This is a genomic window from Streptomyces sp. NBC_00461 (assembly GCF_036013935.1).
Lineage (GTDB): Bacteria > Actinomycetota > Actinomycetes > Streptomycetales > Streptomycetaceae > Streptomyces.
In genome coordinates, this window is the sequence record NZ_CP107902.1 from 7,593,799 (window position 1) to 7,612,060 (window position 18,262).

Annotated in this window: 13 protein-coding genes; 8 read left to right on the plus strand and 5 right to left on the minus strand. The window is 71.8% G+C overall.

What is annotated here, in order from left to right; all coding sequences use genetic code 11:
* Positions 1-2: 2 nt before the first annotated feature.
* Positions 3-1,748 carry a malto-oligosyltrehalose trehalohydrolase gene (gene treZ, locus OG870_RS35315; RefSeq protein WP_266523168.1) on the minus strand — a complete coding sequence of 582 codons (1,746 nt, stop codon included), beginning with the start codon at positions 1,746-1,748 and terminating at the stop codon, positions 3-5.
* Positions 1,749-1,920: 172 nt separating this feature from the next.
* On the opposite strand from treZ, the gene OG870_RS35320 reads away from it, so the two are divergent.
* The 3 genes from OG870_RS35320 to OG870_RS35330 all read left to right on the plus strand — a co-directional run bounded on the left by OG870_RS35320 (position 1,921) and on the right by OG870_RS35330 (position 4,410).
* Complete coding sequence (locus tag OG870_RS35320; protein ID WP_266523170.1) at positions 1,921-2,472, plus strand: DUF1707 and FHA domain-containing protein; 552 nt, start codon at positions 1,921-1,923, stop codon at positions 2,470-2,472.
* 160 nt (positions 2,473-2,632) lie between these two features.
* Positions 2,633-3,997 (plus strand): M14 family zinc carboxypeptidase, encoded by a 1,365-nt coding sequence (locus tag OG870_RS35325; RefSeq protein WP_327691845.1) that lies wholly within the window; start codon positions 2,633-2,635, stop codon positions 3,995-3,997.
* A complete protein-coding gene (locus OG870_RS35330; RefSeq protein ID WP_266590806.1) occupies positions 3,994-4,410 on the plus strand; it encodes an SSI family serine proteinase inhibitor in 417 nt (138 codons plus the stop codon). Before OG870_RS35325 ends, OG870_RS35330 begins: the two co-directional genes overlap by 4 nt.
* 17 nt (positions 4,411-4,427) lie before the next feature.
* Here the strand turns inward: OG870_RS35330 and OG870_RS35335 are convergent, their stop codons facing one another.
* The 3 genes from OG870_RS35335 to glgX form a co-directional block, all read right to left on the minus strand.
* The gene (locus tag OG870_RS35335; RefSeq protein WP_327691846.1) at positions 4,428-5,690 is read right to left on the minus strand and encodes a M14 family zinc carboxypeptidase; all 1,263 of its coding nucleotides are present in this window, start codon (positions 5,688-5,690) and stop codon (positions 4,428-4,430) included.
* A gap of 229 nt (positions 5,691-5,919) precedes the next feature.
* Positions 5,920-8,274: a malto-oligosyltrehalose synthase gene (treY, locus tag OG870_RS35340; protein WP_327691847.1), complete on the minus strand. Its 2,355-nt coding sequence runs from the start codon at positions 8,272-8,274 to the stop codon at positions 5,920-5,922.
* Between the two features lie 1,266 nt (positions 8,275-9,540).
* On the minus strand, positions 9,541-11,670 hold the full coding sequence (gene glgX, locus OG870_RS35345; RefSeq protein ID WP_327691848.1) for a glycogen debranching protein GlgX: 2,130 nt from the start codon (positions 11,668-11,670) through the stop codon (positions 9,541-9,543).
* Positions 11,671-11,847: 177 nt separating this feature from the next.
* Here glgX and OG870_RS35350 point away from each other — a divergent pair, with 177 nt between their 5' ends.
* The 4 genes from OG870_RS35350 to OG870_RS35365 all read left to right on the plus strand — a co-directional run bounded on the left by OG870_RS35350 (position 11,848) and on the right by OG870_RS35365 (position 16,206).
* Entirely contained in the window at positions 11,848-12,663 is an 816-nt protein-coding gene (locus OG870_RS35350; protein WP_327691849.1) for a Tat pathway signal sequence domain protein, read from the plus strand.
* A gap of 55 nt (positions 12,664-12,718) precedes the next feature.
* Positions 12,719-14,038: a copper amine oxidase gene (locus tag OG870_RS35355; protein WP_266590815.1), complete on the plus strand. Its 1,320-nt coding sequence runs from the start codon at positions 12,719-12,721 to the stop codon at positions 14,036-14,038.
* Positions 14,039-14,112: 74 nt separating this feature from the next.
* Entirely contained in the window at positions 14,113-15,381 is a 1,269-nt protein-coding gene (locus OG870_RS35360; protein WP_266523188.1) for an SAV2148 family HEPN domain-containing protein, read from the plus strand.
* 102 nt (positions 15,382-15,483) lie between these two features.
* Complete coding sequence (locus OG870_RS35365) at positions 15,484-16,206, plus strand: 3'-5' exonuclease (RefSeq protein WP_327691850.1); 723 nt, start codon at positions 15,484-15,486, stop codon at positions 16,204-16,206.
* Between the two features lie 22 nt (positions 16,207-16,228).
* On the opposite strand, the gene OG870_RS35370 is transcribed toward OG870_RS35365, so the two are convergent.
* Positions 16,229-17,092, minus strand: a complete 864-nt coding sequence (locus OG870_RS35370) for a phosphotransferase enzyme family protein (protein WP_327691851.1) — start codon at positions 17,090-17,092, stop codon at positions 16,229-16,231.
* Between the two features lie 209 nt (positions 17,093-17,301).
* On the opposite strand from OG870_RS35370, the gene OG870_RS35375 reads away from it, so the two are divergent.
* Complete coding sequence (locus OG870_RS35375; RefSeq protein ID WP_266590819.1) at positions 17,302-18,237, plus strand: carbohydrate ABC transporter permease; 936 nt, start codon at positions 17,302-17,304, stop codon at positions 18,235-18,237.
* Positions 18,238-18,262: the final 25 nt, after the last annotated feature.

Consider the following 18,262-nt stretch of genomic DNA (forward strand, 5'->3'; position numbering starts at 1 on the left):
GTTCAGTCCTGCAGCAGCACCGCGCACGACTCCCCGGGCACGTGCAGCACGCCGTCCGCGTCCGGCGCGTCCAGCGGTTCCCAGGCGGCCAGCACGCGCGCGGGACGGGTGCCCAGCGGGATGGCCGCCGGTGCCTTGGCGAGGTTCACCACCACCCGGACGTCCCCGCGGCGAAAGGCGAGCCAGCGTTCCCGCTCGTCGTACGCCACCTTGGTGTCGGCGAGGTCGGGATCGGTCAGGTCGGCCTGCTCGTGCCGGAGCGCGATGAGCCTGCGGTACCAGTCCAGCACGCGCGCGTGGGGCTCGTTCCCGGGCTCCGTCCAGTCGAGACAGGAGCGGTCGCGGGTCGCGGGGTCCTGCGGATCCGGTACGTCCTCCTCCGCCCAGCCGTGCTCCGCGAACTCCCGCCGCCTGCCCCGCCGTACGGCCTCGGCGAGCTCCGGATCGGTATGATCGGTGAAGAACTGCCAGGGCGTGCCGGCCGCCCACTCCTCGCCCATGAACAGCATCGGCGTGAAGGGCGCGGTGAGCGTGAGCGTGGCCGCGCAGGCGAGCAGGCCGGGGGAGAGGATCGCCGCGAGCCGGTCTCCCTGCGCGCGATTGCCCACCTGGTCGTGCGTCTGGCTGTACCCGAGGAGCCGGTGAGCGGCCACCCGCGTACGGTCCAGGGGGCGCCCGTGGTGGCGGCCGCGGAAGCTGGAGTACGTGTCGTCGTGGAAGTAGCCGCCGCCGAGTGTCTTGGCGAGCGCGGCGAAGGGAGCGCGCGCGAAGTCGCCGTAGTAGCCCTGGGACTCGCCGGTCAGCGCGGTGTGCAGGGCGTGGTGGAAGTCGTCGTTCCACTGTGCGTGCAGACCGAGGCCGCCCTCCGCGCGGGCGGTGATCAGGCGGGGGTCGTTCAGGTCGGACTCGGCGATCAGGAACAGCGGCCGGCCCAGTTCGGCGGCGAGGGCGTCGACGGCCTTGGACAGCTCCTCCAGGAAGTGGCACGCGCGCGTGTCCGCCAGCGCGTGCACCGCGTCCAGGCGCAGCCCGTCGAACCGGTAGTCACGCAGCCAGGCCAGCGTGCTGCCCACCAGATAGGCCCGGACCTCGTCCGAACCGGGAGCGTCGAGGTTGACCGCGGACCCCCACGGTGTGTGGTGCGTGTCCGTGAAATACGGGCCGAACGCCGGCAGGTAGTTGCCCGAGGGACCGAGGTGGTTGTGCACGACGTCCAGGACCACGCCCAGGCCCAGTTCGTGCGCCCGGTCGACGAAGCGTTTCAGCGCCTCGGGGCCGCCGTAGGGTTCGTGCACCGCCCACAGCGAGACGCCCTCGTAGCCCCAGCCGTGCCGCCCGGGAAAGGGGCACAGCGGCATCAACTCGACGTGCGTGACGCCCAGTTCGACCAGGTGCCCCAGCCGCTCCGCGGCCGCGTCCAGGGTGCCCTCAGGGGTGTAGGTGCCCACGTGGAGCTCGTAGAGGACCGCGCCGGGCAGCGGGCGCCCGGCCCACTCGGTGCGCCACGCGTACCGCCCGTGGTCGACGACGGCGCTCAGCCCGTCCGGTCCGTCCGGCTGTCTGCGCGAACGCGGGTCGGGCAGCAGGGGACCGTCGTCCACCGCGAACCCGTACCGCGAGCCGTCCCGCGCTTCGGCCTCTCCTCGCCACCAGCCCTTCCGTTGCGGATGGTGCTCCAACGCGCGCGTGGCGCCGTCGCACTGGAGCGTCACACGGTCGGCCTGCGGTGCCCACACCTCGAACTGCACGGACGGTCCCCTTCGTCTGCTCACCGTGATGTAGCCCGACCATGGTGCTTCAAACGAGATCAATCCGCTTTTGAATCCTCCCTTTTGCGGCTGGTGTCGTCAGGTACGCGCGCGTGGCGGGCGTTTTCTCGTTTTCTGGACACCCGCAGTCGGCTGACCGACAATCACGAACGTGACGTCGTCTTTCGAATTCAACACGTACCCCGCGCGGCTTTCCGACGCGGAGCGCGACAAGGCGCTGCAGGTGCTGCGTGACGGCGTCGCCATGGGAAGGCTGTCGCACGACACGTTCATCCGCCGCATGGATCTGGCCCTCGCCGCCCGCCGCTCGGACGAACTCGCCGTCCTCACCGCCGACCTCCCCCAGGAGAGCCGCTTCTCGCGCCTGGTGTTCGGCACCGTGGAGGCGGTCTCCGGTTTCACGGTACGGCTGCGCAGGGCCTGGCAGGCCGAGCGTCTTCCCAAGCTGCTGCTGCCGCACCCCGCGGGCGGCTACCCGCTGCGCATCGGACGCGATCCGGCCAACGGACTGCGCCTCACGCATGAAACCGTGTCCCGCGTGCATGCCGAACTCAGCCGCCAGGGAGGCACGTGGGTGCTGCGCGACCTCGGCTCGACCAACGGCACCACGGTGAACGGGCGGCGGGTCATCGGCGCCGCCGTCGTGCGCGAGGGCGATCAGGTCGGCTTCGGTCGGATGTCGTTCCGGCTCGCCGTCGACTGAGGGCCGACTCAGCCACGCCTTAGCTTTGGCCTGAGCATGACACGGCGTTGACGTGCCGTGATGGCCCAAATCGCTTTCCCTTCCATGGTGTTGACGTACCCCTCAAGTCGTGACTGACTGTGCGTACGCCATGTACATCAGGTGAAGCGACGGCGCCACATTGTGGAGGTGCGTCCTGCCGCCACTCCTTCGCTACCCGACCGTCGACGAGCTCGGCGCGCGGGCGGCAACACTCGTCGCCCGCCGTCCCGCGGACGCTCGTCTGCGCCGCGTCGGCACCTCCCGCGCGGGCGCCCCGATGTGGCTGCTTTCCGTCGGTCACGGCAGCCGCCAGGCTCTCGTCGTCGCCGGACCGCACGCCAACGAACCCGTCGGCGGCGCCACCGTGCTGCGCCTCGCCGAACGCGCACTCGCCGACCCGCGGTTCACCGAGGGCGCCGACGCCACCTGGAACCTGCTGCTGTCCCTCGACCCCGACGGCCTGCGCCGCAATGAGGGCTGGCTGCAGGGCCCGTACACCCTCGGCCGCTACTTCCGGAACTTCTTCCGGCCCGGCTTCCTGGAACAGCCCGAATGGCTGCCCGACGGCGCGGCGGGCGCCGCGCTGCCGGAGACCCGCACCCTGCTCGACCTCCAGGACGAACTGCGGCCCTTCCTGCAGTGCTCCCTGCACGGCGTCGACGTCGGCGGCGGCTTCGTCGAACTCACCCACGACCTGCCGGGCCTCGCGACACGCGTCGCCCACACCGCCGCCCGCCTCGGGATCCCGCGCGAACTCGGCCCGTACGACACCCTGTACTGGCCGAGCCTGGGCCCCGCCGTCCACCGCATCCCGCCGCCCCGCATCGGCGATCTGGCAGCGGCCATCACCGAGGCGGCCGTCGAGTCGACCTGGTTCCACCCGCACCGGCACGGCACGGTGACGGCGGTCGTCGAGGCACCCATGTGGGGGGTTGCGGCCGTGGAGGACGGCTCCCCGCCCGCCGACGCCGCCGCAGTGCTGCGCACGGTCAGCCACACGCTGCGCCACGACTCCCGGCTTCTTGAGGTGCTCCTCGCGCGGCTCAGGCCCCACCTCGCGCGTACGCCGGACGTGGCCGCACTGCTCGCCCCGGTGGACGACTATTTACTGGTCTGCCCCGGGCTCGCCGACGCGTGGGACCCCGACGTCGCCGTCGGGGCGCGCCCGCTCCCGCCGCTCAGCACCGCCCACCTGGCCGCCCTGCGCATCGCCGGGCGGCGGCTCGCGCTGCGGACCGCGGGGCTGCTGCACCAGCTCGTGACCGGCGCCGGCCGCGACCCGGCGGGCGTACTGCCCGACCTGGACCGCCTCGTCGAGGAGTGGTGCGCCGACTACCGCGACGGCATGGGGGCGCGCTGGATACCGGTCGCCCGCCAGGTGGAGTACCAGTCGTGCGTGGTGCTCGCCGCGTTCGAACTCGCCGGGCGGTACGCGCCCGCGTTGTCCCGTTCGAGTGAGCCGGACTGGGGTACCCAGGCCGTCGTGCCGATGCATCAGGAATGACGATCAGCACCACAGTGAAAGCGGTACGAGGCGGTCTGCTGGCGGCCGCCCTCCTCGTCGCCGGAGCGGCCCCCGCCCAGGCGACGGCCCGGCACTTCCCGCCGGGCGACTGGCTCTACCTCACGGTCACCAAGGGCGACGCCCGCTCCGGCCCCAGCCACGGCACCCTGCTGATGTGCGACCCACCCGAGGGCCACACACGAGCTGCCGAGGCGTGCAGTGAACTGGCGGCGGTGGACGGCGACATCTCCCGGATCCCGGCCAAGGACCGCTACTGCTCGATGATCTACGCGCCGGTGACCGTCCACGCGCGCGGGCAGTGGAGCGGCCGGCAGGTCGACTACACCCAGACCTACTCCAGCACGTGCTTCATGGGCGCGCGGACGGGATCGGTCTTCGCACTGGACGGCTGATCCCCGGGATCACGCCGTCACGCCGCCCGGTCACGCGCACACAGCGCGGCCGTGACGACCGTACGGGACTGGTGCTCGACCTGGTGCTCCAAAGGCACCCAGCGTGCGCGGAAACGCCGCGCGAAGGAGTCGCTCCAGGTCGCCACGAGCCGCTCCAGACCCGGTGCCGCACGGTCGCCGTTCTCCCGCAGGACCCGTAGCAGCATGGCCGCCGCCCGCAGCGGCAGGCGGCGGCCGAACGCGTCCACACTGCCGACGTACGCCATCGTGTTGTCGGCGGGAGGCGTGTGGATCCAGTCCGCGGCCAGGCCCGGAACCAACTCCAGCGCCCACTTGGCGGCCCGCAGCAGCGGCCCCTCGACGCCCTCCAGACGCGGCAGCGCCTCGGCGAGCACCCGCTCCACCTCCAGCGCGTCCCGCAGCAGCCGGCGGGCCAGCCGTCGCATCGCCGCGGCCGGCGCGGGATGCGGAGCAGGGTCGTCCACCAGGTCGCTCGCCCACATCGGCACCTCGACCACCGCCGTCAGACCGCCGTAGCGGTGGGTGGCGTACCAGGTGCTGTGACGGGCGTCGTCGGGCATGCTCGGGTACGCGGCGCCCGCGCCGGCGGAGGGCATCACATGCACTCCGGGCCCGGACGCGGCCCAGCCGGCGGCGTCCGAGGCGCCCGTCTCCACCGGGATGTGCAGCTGCGCCGCGGACTTGGCGAACGGCTCGGCGAGACCGGGTACGTCCTTCGTCAACTGGACCCAGCTGCCGCCCAGATCCGTGCCGTGCAGGGTCACCTGGAGGTAGGGGCGCAGCTCGTCGATGACCCGGGTCAGCGCGCGCGTCTCGGGCGGCAGCAGGTGCGGCAGCAGGTGCGGCGGCAGCACGGACGGCGACCACTCCGGCTGCTCCTCGGCCGCGGGCCGGAAGAACCCGAGGTGGTAGTCGAAGAGGCTGCGCGGTGCCGGGGTGACGTGCAGGCTCGCCCCGTCGGGATCCGCGCAGAGCAGGAAGTGCCAGGACGTGCCCGCACGCAACGCCCGCTCGAACAGCACTCGTTCGGCGAGTGCGAGGAGGGTCGAGCCGCCGGTCGGCTCGTTGGCGTGGGCACCCGCGACGACCAGCACGGCACGCCGCGCATGGCCCACCGACAGCAGGTGCAGGGGCCTGCCCGCCCGGGACACGCCGACTTGCCGCAGTGTGCACAGGCCCGGTCTATGGGCGGCCAACAACCCTGCGCACGAAACGAGTTGGGGCACGGTGGGGTAGCACAGCTGCGGCAGGAGACTCACCCCCGTCACGTCCGCCCGGCTTGGCCCTCCGCAGTACGCCACGCTCTCTGTGACGTGTCAAGGACACCATGGGGGAGGCTCCCGGGGGCGCCCGGATGCATTTGCCGGCGGCAGCTGTGGGCGTTGCCGGCGGCCGGGGCGCGGACACCGCACTCACCGCTGATGCAGCGCATGCCCGGCGACCGCCGGAAAGCCCTCCACACCGCCTCCAGGGCGCCCTCTTCCCGCCCTACTCCGCGGCGACCCGCTCCAGCAGCACCACCGGCAGTCGTTCGAAAAGGTCCTCCACGCGCGCGTGCCCCGTGAACTCCCGCTCCGGAGACAGCACATCGGACCAGCGCCCGGGCGGCAGCGGAAGGCGCGTGTTCCGCCAGCCGCCCGCCTCCGCCAGCCGCAGCGACAGCCGTGTCACCGCCGTGACGACCTCCCCGGACCGTACGAACGCCGCACAGTGGGCGGCCGCCGGGCCCTCGGCGGTCAGCGGCGCGTACGTCGCCGCGTCCCCGAAGGCGGCGGGCCGCCGCGCGCGAAGCCGGAGCGCCGCCGTGGTCACCGCGTCCTTGTCGCCTGGGTCCTCGGGCGGGAAGCGCACCGTCCGCCGGTTGTCCGGGTCCACCAGCGCCAGGTACTCGCCCTCGGTGCCCTGGTAGACGTCCGGCACGCCCGGCATCGTCAGGTGGACCAGGGCGGTGCCCAGCACGTTCGCCCGGATGTGCTCCTCCAGCGCACTCCTCAGGGCGACCACGTGCTCGCCCGGCGTCCCGCACGGACCCGCCGCGACGAACGCCGCCACCGCCTTCTCGTAGGCGGGCTCCTGCTCCGTCCAGCTCGTGAACAGACCCGCCTCGCGGACATGCTTCAACAGAGCCTGCTGCACGCGCTCCTCGGCTGCCGCACCGAGACCGAACACCGTCTGCCAGGCCGCCCACGCCAGTTGCGCGTCCGGCACGCCCTCTCCCGCGCGCGTCACCTCCGCCAGTACGTCCGCCCAGCGCTGCGGGCACTCGGTGAGCACGGCCAGCGCCGCCCGTACGTCGGCGCTGCGCTTGGTGTCGTGCGTCGACACCACGGTCCCGGTCGCCGGCCAGTCGCGCTGCACGCGCGCGCAGTAGGCGTGAAAGTCCTCCGGGGACACCGCCGGGCTGCCCGGGTTGCCGCCCACCTCGGTCGCCGACAGCAGCGGCACATGGCGGTAGAACGCCGTGTCCTCCACGGACTTGGCGCGCAGCGCCGACGCGGTCTGCGCGAACCGGGCCCGGAACTCCAGGAGGTCGGGCCCGGCACTGGCCCGCCCCAGCACCAGGTCGCGCACCACGTCCACCGCACCGGCCTCCTCCGGTACGACGAAGGCGAGCCGGGCCTCGGCCGCGGCCTCCTCGGTGACCACGGATGCGGCGTCCGCGGAGGCGTAGGGCCGGTAGACGTCCAGGCGGACCAGCAGCTCCTGAAGCGCCGTGCGCAGCGCCCAGGGAGCACGGTCGCGCAGCGCGGGATCCGGTGAGGCGGCGCACAGTCTGTTCGTCACCCGGGTCAGCCGGTCGACCTCGGTGGCCAGCTCGTGCGTGAGCACCTTGTACGCCGCCCGCCGTACCGTCGCCGCCCAGTCGCCGCCCCGGTCCGCCTGCGGGGCCGCGAACCGCCGGTACTGGCCGAGGAGTTCACCGAATCCCGCAGGATCGGTGAAGAGCCCGTCGATGTGCCGCAGGGCGTCGTAGCCGGTGGTGCCCGCGACGGGCCACGAGGCCGGCAGGGGCTCGCCGTCCGACAGGATCTTCTCCACCACCGTCCAGCGGCCGTCCGTCGCCTCGTGCAGCCGCCTCAGGTACGCGTCCGGGTCGGCGAGCCCGTCGGGATGGTCGACGCGCAGCCCGTCGACCACGCCCTCGTGCAGCAGCTGAAGGACCTTCGCGTGTGTCGCCTCGAACACCTCCGGGTCCTCGACCCGCACCCCGATCAGCTCCGAGATGCTGAAGAAACGCCGGTAGTTGAGTTCCGTGCGGGCCAGCCGCCACCACACCGGGCGGTACCACTGCGCGTCAAGGAGCTGAGGCAGCGGCAGCTCCCTGGTGCCCTCGCGCAACGGGAACACGTGGTCGTAGTAGCGCAGCACGTCACCGTCGACGCGCAGGTCGGCGATCACCGAGCCGAGCGGCCCTCCGAGCACCGGCAGCAGCATCTGGCCGCCCTGCGCCTCCCAGTCGACGTCGAACCAGCGCGCGTACGGCGACTTGGGGCCCTCCCGCAGCACCTCCCACAGGGCGTGGTTGTGGCGCGGGGCCATCGCCATGTGGTTCGGCACGATGTCCACCACCAGGCCCAGACCGTGCTCCCGCGCGGTGTGCGCCAGCGCGCGCAGCTCCTCCTCACCGCCCAGTTCCTCGCGTACGCGCGCGTGGTCCACGACGTCGTAGCCGTGCAGGGAGCCGGGCACGGCCTCCAGCACCGGCGACAGATGCAGATGCGAGACGCCGAGCGAGGCCAGGTACGGCACGGCCGCGGCCGCCGCTGCGAACGGGAACGCCGGCTGCAGCTGCAGCCGGTAGGTGGCCGTGGGCACCACGGGGTCGACTCGCTCAGGTGTCATGCAAACCTACGTACCCGTCCTGGCGCCCTTCGTGTCATCGACCCCTCCACAAGTGCACGCGCGCGTGGCCGGCGTCGAGCGACGGGGATCACGGGGCACATGGGGCGCACGAACAAGGACGTCATACGTCATCGCGCCGACCGGGCCGCTGCTGCCGACGGCCACGATCCAGTTCGGGCGTGTGCCGCTCGTCGCCCGCACGAGTGTCTCGCCGACGGCCGCGGGCCTCACCGGCGGGGCACTCACGCCCGGACAGGTGAGCTTCGGCCCGCCGACCGGCAAGGCCGACGGAGGTCGTGCTCCTCTTCTCCCTCGCCTTCTCCCTCGCCGACGGCGTCGCGATCGCCGCGCCAGGTGGCCGGCGTGCTCGCCGGACCGCCCACCGGGCTGCCCGCGCTCGTCGGCGAGCGCGGCCGTACCGCTGATCGGCCCCCGGGCCGCGCCCGCCCGGCAACGCCGGCCCGCCGGCGCTCAGGCCCCCAGCCCACGGTCGGCGCGACCCTCTCCTTCGGAAGCACCCTCGACGAGATCTCCCTCGCCAGGGACCGGCACTGGTCGACCTGGCCGCCGTACTCACACATCCCGCGTACGCCCTGGCCGCCACCGCCCTCCTGGCGGCCGTCTGCGTCACGGGTTTCGCCCTGCACCCGACGACGGGCGCGACCCGGCCCGGCACCCGGCCCGGAACACCACACGTCGGCGGGCCAGGCTCTCGCGGCCGCCGCCACCGGCTCCCCGGCCGAGTTCTACGGCCCGCGGCCACCTTCGGCGCGGCGAGTCCGGCCGCCGTACTCGCCTGCGCGACGCCGGCGAGGGCGCGCCCGGCCTCGTACCCCGGGCTCGCCGAAACGGCTTTCCACGCGCGTGCCCGGCCTCGTCGGCGGGCCAGGGTCTCGTGGTTGCCGTCACCGGCCGACTGGCCGGGTCGTACCGCCCCCGTGGCCGTCTCCACGGCGGCGAGTCTGGCCGGGCACTCGCCTGCGGCGATCGCGGCCGCGGCGTGCCCGGCTTTGTATCCCGGGGCTCGCCGAAACGGCTTTCCACGCGCGTGCCCGGCCTCGTCGGCGGGCCAGGGTCTCGTGGTTGCCGTCACCGGCCGACTGGCCGGGTCGTACCGCCCCCGTGGCCGTCTCCGCGGCGGCGAGGCTGGCCGCCGTACTCGCCTGCGCGACGCCGGCGAGGGCGTGCCCGGCCTCGTACCCCGGGCTCACCGAAACGGTCCTCCACGCGCGCGTGGAGGACCGTTTCGGTGAGCCCGGGCAGGGTCTAGACCGGCCGCTGCAGCACCGTCAGGCTGCGGTCCACCAGGGTAAGCCGGGCGCCGGCGCGTACCTTCGGGCCCGTGTCCGGCTGTGCTCCGTCCGTGCGGGCGGTGTCGACGACGACCTGCCACTGGCGGCCGTGGTTGACCGGCACCACGAAGTCGAGCGTCTCGGGCGAGGCGTTGAACATCAGCAGGAACGAGTCGTCGCCGATCCGCTCGCCGCGCGTGCCGGGCTCGGAGATCGCGTTCCCGTTCAGGAACACCGTCAGCGCCGAGGCCGGTGCCGTGTCCCAGTCACGCTGGGTCATCTCCTTGCCCTCCGGGGTGAACCAGGCGATGTCCGACAGCTCGTCGTGGGTGCCCTCCACGGGGCGCCCGTGGAAGAAGCGGCGCCTGCGGAAGACGGGATGGTCCTTGCGCAGCCACACCATCGCGCGCGCGAACTCCAGCAGCTCGCTGCCGGCCGCGTCCTTCTCCGCGTCGGGGGCCGGCCACTTCACCCAGGCCAGTTCGTTGTCCTGGCAGTAGGCGTTGTTGTTGCCGTTCTGGGTGCGGGCGAACTCGTCGCCGTGGCTGATCATCGGCACGCCCTGGGACAGCATCAGCGTGGCGATGAAGTTCCGCATCTGGCGTGCCCGCAGCTCCAGCACCTCGGGATCGTCGGTGTCGCCCTCCGCCCCGCAGTTCCAGGACCGGTTGTGGCTCTCGCCGTCCCGGTTGTCCTCGCCGTTGGCCCGGTTGCGCTTGTTGTTGTAGGCGACCAGGTCGTGCAGGGTGAAACCGTCGTGGCAGGTCACGAAGTTGATCGAGGCCAGCGGGCGGCGGCCGTCGTCCTGGTAGAGGTCCGACGAGCCCGTCAGCCGGGACGCGAACTCGGCGAGCGCGCGCTGCTCGCCCCGCCACATGTCCCGCACGGTATCGCGGTACTTGCCGTTCCACTCGGTCCACAGCGGCGGGAAGTTGCCCACCTGGTAGCCGCCCTCGCCGACGTCCCACGGCTCGGCGATGAGTTTCACCTGGGAGACCACCGGGTCCTGCTGCACCAGGTCGAAGAACGACGACAGCCGGTCCACCTCGTGGAACTGCCTGGCCAGCGTGGCCGCCAGGTCGAAGCGGAAACCGTCGACGTGCATCTCGGTGACCCAGTACCGCAGCGAGTCCATGATCAGCTGCAGGACGTGCGGGGACCGCATCAGCAGGGAGTTCCCGGTGCCCGTGGTGTCCATGTAGTAGCGCGGGTCGTCGGTGAGCCGGTAGTACTGCGGGTTGTCGATGCCCTTGAAGGAGAGCGTCGGGCCCAGGTGGTTGCCCTCGGCCGTGTGGTTGTAGACCACGTCCAGGATGACCTCGATACCGGCCTCGTGCAGCGCCTTGATCGCCGACTTGAACTCCAGGACCTGCTGGCCGCGGTCGCCCCAGGACGCGTACGCGTTGTGCGGGGCGAAGAAACCGATCGTGTTGTAGCCCCAGTAGTTGTTCAGGCCCATGTCGACCAGCCGGTGGTCGTTCACGAACTGGTGGACCGGCATCAGCTCGAGCGTGGTCACGCCCAGCTCCACCAGATGCTCGATGATCACCGGGTGCGCGAGCGCCGCATAGGTGCCGCGCAACTCCTCCGGCAGCCCCGGATGCTGCATGGTGAGGCCCTTCACATGGGCCTCGTAGATCACCGTCTCGTGGTACCCGCGCCGGGGCCGCCGGTCGTCGCCCCAGTCGAAGTAGGGGTTGACCACGACCGACGTCATCGTGTGCGGCGCCGAGTCCAGGTCGTTGCGCTCCTCGGGCGCGTCGAAGTGGTAGCCGTACACCTCCTCGCCCCAGCGGATGGAACCGCTGATCGCGCGCGCGTACGGGTCGAGCAGCAGCTTCGCCGAGTTGCAGCGCATGCCGCGCTCGGGGGCGTACGGGCCGTGCACGCGGAAGCCGTAACGCTGTCCCGGCATGATGCCGGGCACGTACGCGTGCCGCACGAAAGCGTCGCTCTCGCGCAGTTCCACCGCCGTCTCCGAGCCGTCGTCGTGCAGCAGACACAGCTCTACTCGGTCCGCGGTCTCCGAGAAGACAGCGAAATTGGTGCCGGCGCCGTCGTACGTGGCACCGAGCGGATACGCCTCGCCAGGCCAGACCTGCATGGACACGACTCTTTCAGGTGGGACGCGCCGTCGGGGGCGCCTTCGCGTCGAGTGTCCCCGAAAGTGATGGAACCACCTATGACTTACGTCCCTCTTACCGATCGACCAGGCATACGCGGTATGCCGAAACCACTGGGGCAGACACGTACTCCCGGGATGAAGGGGAGTGGGGGAAATGTGCGCAAGATAGTGCACCGCCATCTGGGCAAGGTGGTGGCCGGAGCGGCCATAGCGGTGGCCGGGACCGCCGTGATGGTCGGCATCACCCTGCCGGGGACGGCGGGGGCCGGCGAGTCGGGAGGCGGCAGCGCCGGGACTCGGGCGGCGCAGGAGGCGGGACAGGGGCAGGACGGCGCGGTCCCGGCCGGTGTGGTCGAGCAGGCGCCCGCCGAGGGCGACAAGGGCAAGGGCAACGACCCGCTCACCGACGACGAGACCAAGCGGGCCGAGCAGATCGCCGCCAGCCGTCAGCTGCTCAACTCCGCCGAGAACGTCGAGGGCGAGCGCGGGCCGCAGCGGCTCACGGTCGACATCGCCGACCCGGAGAACGACGAGGTGGACGACCCGAACGCGCCCCGTCGCGCCGACGTGACGTTCTACGACTACAAGAACGACACCCTCGTCACCAAGACGGTCAACCTGGACACCGGAAAGGTCGAGGAGACCGGCACGCAGCACGGCGTCCAGCCGCCGCTGAGCCGCGCCGAGAACGCCGAGGCCGCCAAGATCCTGATCGCCGACCCGCTCGGCGCCGGACTCAAGGCGGACTACAAGGACGCCACCGGCAAGGAGCTCACCTCGCCGGACCAGCTGCTGCTCAACGGCGCCGTGTACCGGGCCACGCCGGGCGCCCAGCCCGCCGTACTGGACAAGTGCGGTGAGCACCGGTGCGTGCGGCTGTTTCCGAAGGTCGTCAACGGGCCGTGGATCGACGCCAGGTCGCTGATCGTCGACCTCAGTGCGGGCAAGGTCGCCAAGCTCGCCCGACGCTGAGCCCGCCTCCGTTCACTTTTCCCACTTGCTCCTCCTGTAAGGGAGTCACGTCTTCATGCGCGTCATCAGAATGAGCCGTGCCCGCACCCGGACGGCCGTGGGCCTGTCCGTGGCCGCGCTGGCCGCAGGCGCGGTGACCGGTGCCGGGCCGGCCGCCGCCCAGCCGAAGGCCGCCGCAGCCCCCGCCGCCGACTGCAGCGCCGCCTACAAGATCGAGCAGAAGCTGTCCAGCGGTACGACCTGGCGGATGTGCTGGCGCTACGACAGCAAGGCCGGACTCGTCCTCGACAACGTGTCCTACCAGCCCAAGGGCGAGACCACGCCGATCAAGGTGCTCAACAGCGCCCGGCTCGCCCAGATCGACGTTCCCTACGACGACGGCAGCGTCGAGTACGACGACCTCACCGGCTTCGGCTTCGCCCAGGGCCTGATGAACCTGGCGCCCGGCGAGTGCCCCGGCGGCACCATCAAGACCGTCAAGGTGCCGGACGCCTGGGACCCGTCGCAGGCCAACGTCAAGGGCCTGTGCACCACCACCCGCGCCCGCGGCCACGCCTACCGCATGCAGGGCAACAGCGCCAACCAGGTCTACCAGGCCCAGGGCAAGGACCTTCTCGTCTACACGGTCAACCAGGTCGGCTGGTACGAGTACATGACCGAGTGGCGCTTCCAGGACGACGGCACGATCAACATGAACGTCGGTGCCACCGGCAGCCTCTCCTACGAGGACTACGACGCCGGCGACGGCCGCGGCTGGCCCATCGGCAAGGGCGCCACCGCCTCCGCCACCAGCCACACCCACAACGTCTTCTGGCGCCTGGACTTCGGCCTCGACGGCTCCTCCAAGACGAAGGTCGAGCAGTACGACTCGAAGGTCACGGCGCCGGCCCGCGGCCAGGAGGCCCCGAGCGCCAAGACCACCCGCACCAAGGTCACCAAGGAACTCGCCGGCGACTACCAGACCTACCGCTGGTGGCGGATGGTCAGCGCGACCGGCAAGAACAAGGACGGGCACGCCCGCTCGTACGAGATCGTCCCCGGCACCACCACCAAGTACCCGGGGCGTCCCTTCACCAAGCACGACCTGTACTTCACCGAGTACAACAAGTGCGAGCAGTTCGCCAGCAACAACACCGGCAACTGCCCTGCCGCATCGGGCAAGTCCGTCGACAGGTGGGTGAACGGCCAAACCCTCTCCCACCCGATCCTCTGGATGAACGTGGGCTTCCACCACATAGCGCGGGACGAGGACCAGCAGCCCATGCCGGTCCACTGGCAGGGCTTCTCCATCGCCCCGAGGGACGTCACCGCTATGAATCCGCTCACTCCGGACGCCCTCGCGTCCCAGAACGGCCACTGGGAGCCGCGTAGTTGAGAAACGACACTGTCCATCCGGCTGCATCGCCGACCGCTCCCGGAGTACCCTTCCTTGATCGTTGACACGGGGTAGTGCTCGGGGGAGCGGAAGGCGGTGCGCGGGTGGGGTCGGGAGGGCTGGAGTTGCCCCCTGGTGACGAGGGTCACGAGGGGGACTCCACAGACGTCCCGCCCGGCACGGTGTCCCTGGCCAGGCCCATGGCGACGAGTTCCATCGGGCCGGAGCTGGACTGGGACACCGACGCCTGGCGCGAGGTGCGTACGCGCGCTCAGCGAGCCGGCCGGGCCTACATCTGGCTGAACCTCGTCGAACAGCGGCTGCGCGCGGTCGTGGCCGCCGTTCTGCGGCCCATCTACGAACCCGTCCACGGCGACGACTGGGTGGTCGCCGCGGCCGGGCCGGCCGGCCAGGAATGGGTGCAGCGCGCGGTCGCGGTGCGCGAAGTCAGCCGCCGCAAGGGCTACTTGCTCGACCCGGCCGACGACAACGTCCTCAGCTTCCTCACGCTGCCGCAGCTGCGCGAGCTGATGGTGCAGCACTGGCCGTGCTTCGAGCCGTACATCGACGACCGCCGCGACGTCGAACTCGCCCTGGACGAGCTGGAGGTCACCCGCAACGTCGTCTCCCGCAACCGCGCCCTGTCCGAGGCGGTCCTGAACCAGGCCGAGCGGGCCTCGGCGAAGCTGCTGGACATCCTCGGCGCGGCCGGGGACGTGCCGTCGGCACGCCGGCTGCCCGTGGACGCGGTGGAGGACCTGGTCGGCGACCGGTACGCGGACGTGGTCGCCGTACATCCCGACCGGGTGCGGCTGCTGCGTCAGTTCCCGGCCGAGGACATGTTCGGCGGAGCCCGCCGCCTCGACGCCGTCGGCATCGGCCTCAACCTGCTCGTGCAGAACTTCTCCGGGCGACGGCTGCTGCGCCTCGCCGAGGCCGGCTGCCGCGTCCGGCTCCTGTTCCTCAACCCCGCCTCCAGCGCAGTCAAGCGGCGCGAGCGTGAACTCGGCATGAAGCGCGGGGAGTTGAGCCGGGCCGTCGAGATGAACATCCTGCACATGCGCCGCGTGCGGTCCCGGCTGCGCGACCCGGGCGCCTTCGAGATCCAGGTCTACGACGAGACCCCGCGCTGCACGGCCTACCTCGTCGACGGCGACGGCTCGGACGGCATCGCCGTCGTGCAGTCCTATCTGCGGCGCTCGCGCGGCATGGAGGCGCCGGTGCTGGTGCTGCGCAACGGCAACCGGGTGGTCAAATCGGGCGATGTGGATGACAGCGGGCTCTTCCCGACCTATCGCGAGGAGTTCGAAACGACTTGGGCGGATTCGCGGCCCGTGTCCTGAACCGCCCGTGGCCGCAAGCGGAATGCGGTCCTCGGATTGTCAGTGGCACATGGGAAGGTGGAGACCACTGGGGGAAAGCACCACCAAGAAGGGGGACCGCCCATGGGCTGGCACCAGGAGCTGCTGGTCGGCTTCGACCTGGAGACGACCGGGACCGATCCGCGCGAGGCGCGCATCGTCACGGGGGCCGTGATCGAGGTCAGGGGCGGGCAGCCCATAGGGTGCCGGGAGTGGCTGGCGGATCCGGGCGTGGAGATCCCGGCCGACGCGGTCGCGGTCCACGGGATCAGCAACGAGCGGGCGGCGGCGGACGGCCGCCCCGCCGACCAGGTGGCGGACGCCATCGCGGACGTCCTGGCCGGGTACTGGAAGACGGGCGTCCCGGTGGTCGCCTACAACGCAGCCTTCGACCTGAGCCTGCTCTCCGCGGAACTGCGCAGGCACGGCCTGCCGTCCCTCCGCGACCGGCTGGGCGGCATCGACCCCGCCCCGGTCATCGACCCGTACACCATCGACCGCTGGGTCGACCGCTACCGCCGCGGCAAGCGCAACCTCGAAGCGGTCTGCACGGAGTACGGCGTACCGCTCGACGCCGCGCACAACGCCTCGGCCGACGCCCTCGCCGCGGCCTGTCTGGCCGGCGCGATAGCCGCCCGCCACCCCAAGATCGCGGCCCTCGGTCCGGCGGAACTGCACCGCCGCCAGATCGCGTGGTATGCCGAGTGGGCGGCGGACTTCCAGAGCTTCCTGCGCGGCAAGGGGGACGCGACGGCGGTGGTCGACGGCACCTGGCCCCTGCGGGAGCCGGCGGACGAGACGGTCTGAACCCCCTCTCCACCAGGCTCGGTCAGAACGGATACCAGCGCACCGACTCGTCCCCGTCCCGCAGTGACGCCACCCGGCGTTCGAACTCGACCAGGGCCTTGGGGTTGGTCGGTGCGCGCTGGGAGACCCAGGCGCAGCTGGCCGTCTCGCGGGCGCCGCGCAGCACCGAGCAGCCCTCCCACTCGCGCACGTCCCAGCCGTAGGACTCGGTGAAGGAGTCGTAGGCGTCGGTCGGCAGGCCGTAGCGGTCGCGGGACAGGGCCATGACGACCAGGTCGTGCTCACGCAGGTCGACGGAGAAGGTCTCCAGATCGACCAGGACCGGACCGTCCGGGCCGACGTGCACATTGCGGGGCAGCGCGTCCCCGTGGATGGGGCCGGGCGGAAGGTGCGGGGTGAGCGCGGCGGCGGCCGATGCGAAGCCGTCCCGCCGGTCCCGCAGATACGCCGCGTCCGCGGGGTCGATCGCGTCGCCCGCGAGGCGCAGCCAGCGTTCCACACCGCCCAGCAGCTCCCGGGGCGGCACATCGAAGGAGGGCGAGGGCAGAGCGTGGACCACCCGCAGCAGTTCGGCCAAATCCCGCGGTTCCGCGGCCCGTACGGCATCGGGCAGCCGGTGCCAGATGGTCACGGGGTGCCCCCCGACCAGCAGTGGCTTCGGCTCGGCCGCCCGGACCGCCGGTACGCCCGCCTCGGCGAGCCACAGTGCGATGTCCAGTTCCCGGCGCGCCCGGCCGAGGAGTTCGGCGTCGCGGCCCACCTTGACCACCAGGTCACCGGCGGCGAACACCGCGTTCTCGCCCAGCGCGAGGAGCCGCGCGTCGCGTGCCGGGACGGGCAGCACTCCCGCCGCGGCCAGTGCGTCCCGCGCCGTCGCCTCGTCCATCGTCCGCCTCCCGTGTCGTCGTACGGCTGCCGTGTCGTCGTACGCCTGCTGCGTCGTCCCGGGCCTGTCGCGGACGGCGTCGGAATCTCGCCATCCGTCGGTCAGTCTCGCATCCGCACAGGTCCGGCCCTGTGTGCGGTGCCTTGACGGCGTACAGCGCCTTCACGACCATGACGGGGCCACCCGAGCAGCGCGAAGGGGCTGAGTCCGTGACACTGGTGACCGCGCAGGGGCGGGCGGTGCGACGAGCCCCGAGCAGCGGAGGACGCCGGCGCGCCGACGGGCACGGCGCCTGGTTCCTCGTCCTTCCCGCCCTGATCCCCATCCTCGTACTGAGCGTCGGCCCCCTGCTCTACGGCGTCCTGCTGGCCTTCACCGACTCCCAGTCCGGCCGGACCCGGTCCACGCAGTGGATCGGCGGCCTCAACTTCCAGGACCTGCTGCACGACACGCTGTTCTGGGAGTCGTTCCGGATCGGGCTGGTGTGGGCGGTCGGTGTGACCGTCCCGCAGTTCCTGCTGGCACTCGGTCTCGCGTTGCTGCTCAACGAGGACCTGCGGCTGAGATGGCTGGCCCGCGCCCTCGCGATCGTCCCGTGGGCGATGCCCGAAATCGTCGTGGGCATCATGTGGCGGCTGGTCTACAACCCGGACGCGGGCGTTCTCAACGAAACCCTGTACGACCTCGGCCTCGGCGACGGCCGTGACTGGCTCAGCGGTCTCGGGACCGCGCTGCCCGCGGTGATCGTCGTCGGTGTCTGGGCGGGCATGCCGCAGACCACGGTCGCGCTGCTCGCCGGACTGCAGAACACCCCGCGCGAACTCCACGAGGCGGCCGCCGTCGACGGGGCGGGTGCCTGGCGCCGCTTCCGCACGGTCACCTGGCCCGCCCTCAGACCGGTCGCCCTCGCCATCACCGCGCTCAACCTGATCTGGAACTTCAACTCCTTCGCCCTGGTCTATGTACTGACCAGTGGCGGCCCCGGCGGCCGCACCCGTCTGCCCATGCTGTTCGCCTACGAAGAGGCCTTCCGCTACGGGCAGTTCGGGTACGCGGCGGCGATGGGATGTGTGATGGTCGCGGTCATCTCGGTGCTGCTCGGCCTCTTCCTCGTGGGCCGGCTCAGGGGAGGTGACGAGGCATGAGGGCCCGGACCGGCATCCGGACCGG

Excerpts from the sequence above, each read along its gene's own strand:
- OG870_RS35355 (WP_266590815.1), top strand. The coding sequence starts at position 12,719 with ATGCGCGTCATCAGAATGAGCCGTGCCCGCACCCGGACGGCCGTGGGC.
- glgX (WP_327691848.1), bottom strand. The coding sequence starts at position 11,670 with ATGCAGGTCTGGCCTGGCGAGGCGTATCCGCTCGGTGCCACGTACGAC.
- OG870_RS35365 (WP_327691850.1), top strand. The coding sequence starts at position 15,484 with ATGGGCTGGCACCAGGAGCTGCTGGTCGGCTTCGACCTGGAGACGACC.
- treY (WP_327691847.1), bottom strand. The coding sequence starts at position 8,274 with ATGACACCTGAGCGAGTCGACCCCGTGGTGCCCACGGCCACCTACCGG.
- OG870_RS35370 (WP_327691851.1), bottom strand. The coding sequence starts at position 17,092 with ATGGACGAGGCGACGGCGCGGGACGCACTGGCCGCGGCGGGAGTGCTG.
- OG870_RS35330 (WP_266590806.1), top strand. The coding sequence starts at position 3,994 with ATGACGATCAGCACCACAGTGAAAGCGGTACGAGGCGGTCTGCTGGCG.